This is a genomic window from Moorena sp. SIO3I6, from assembly GCF_010672095.1.
The window spans coordinates 1-1506 of record NZ_JAAHHU010001244.1 but is presented as its reverse complement, the minus strand read 5'-3'; the positions used below and the strand labels follow the sequence as shown (position 1 = coordinate 1506).

At 40.6% G+C, this 1506-nt stretch carries 2 pseudogenes; both read left to right on the top strand.

Going from position 1 to position 1506, the window contains the following annotated elements:
* Window positions 1-103: pseudogene (locus F6K49_RS48190) on the top strand (ferredoxin); the annotation flags it as partial.
* Between the two features lie 338 nt (window positions 104-441).
* Window positions 442-1458, top strand: a pseudogene (locus tag F6K49_RS48185) (transposase); the annotation flags it as partial.
* Window positions 1459-1506: the final 48 nt, after the last annotated feature.

Below are 1506 nucleotides of genomic sequence, written 5' to 3'. Positions count from 1 at the left end.
AGAAGGCTATGTGCTGCTGTGTGTAGCTTATCCCCGCTCTAACCTGAAATTTGACACCGAAAAAGAAGATGAAGTGTACGACCGGCAGTTTGGTCAGCCGTGATCAGGTCTTTGCTGCTATATAATCAAATACCATTAGCCTAATAGCTAGACGTAATGGTTAGATAAATTAGCTAAACCGCGAGAAGCCCCACATCTCAATACGTAGTATGAGTGTGGGATGAATCGCGGACAGGGTATGCACGGATCAAAGGATAGAGCTATTAAACTCCTAATCAACTCAGATGAGATCATTCCTATAGGATTGGCATCTTGTTCCGGTTGTCTTTTCTCAAAATCAGTAATTCTAATTGTTAACTTTTTATTTTTAATAATGTCTTGCCAAATGATCGTAGGCATGCTCTAATCATAATAGGTCGAGCCAACTTGAGGCAAGTCAAAGTGAGAATAGCGTATCAGTACCGGCTAAAACCAACAAAACAGCAAAAAGCCAAGATAGATCATTGGCTGTCAATGCTTTGCGCTCAATATAACTACTTGCTAGCTGAGCGGTTTAGTTGGTACGAGCAAAATCGTTGCTCAATTAATGCTTGTCCCCTGGTTTGTCACCTTCCTAAACTAAGAGAGAATCCGGATTACTACAGTCAGAAGAAAACTCTACCAAATCTCAAGAAAACTCATCCTTGGTACAAAGAAATTCATTCTCAGGTACTTCAGGATGTAGTCAAAAGAGTTAAATTAGCCTTTGATCGGTTTATCAAAGGGGATAGTAGTGGTAGAAGAAGTGGGAGACCTAGATTTAAAAAACTACACCGCTACCGTACCTTTACTTACCCTCAGATGAAAGAATGGTGCTTAAAATACAACCTGATCAACCTACCAAAAATAGGGAAAATTAAAGTTGTACTACATCGCCCTATTCCTAATGGATTCAAGATAAAGACAGCTTCGATTACCAAAAAGTGTGATGGATATTATCTGGTTTTGTCTCTAGAAGACCAAAGTGTACCTGAGGTTAAACCTGACCTTAATCCTGACTCAATAGTCGGCATTGATGTTGGCCTTAAGGAGTTTTTAACTACCTCCAAAGGCGAGACAATAGAGATTCCTCAGTACTACCGAAAATCTCAAAAAAGATTGAAGGTTATCCAGAAAAGGGTATCTCGACGGGTGTTGGGAGGCAGTAACAGACTCAAAGCTATTAAGCAACTTGGTAGACAGCACAAAAAAGTAGCGGATAAACGGAAAGACTTCCATTTTAAGACCGCCAATTATTTGCTGTCAAAATATGACGTGATTGCTCATGAAAAGTTAAATGTAAAGGGACTGGCTAAATCCCGATTGGCTAAATCTGTGTTGGATGCTGGGTGGTCAAGCTTTCTGACAATCCTGGCAAGCAAAGCCTTAAATGCTGGCTTGTTGGCGATTCCGGTAAGTGCTCAGAATACTTCACAGAATTGAGATCGGAAGAGCGTCGTGTATTTAGAAGAAGCATTGGACGCTTCG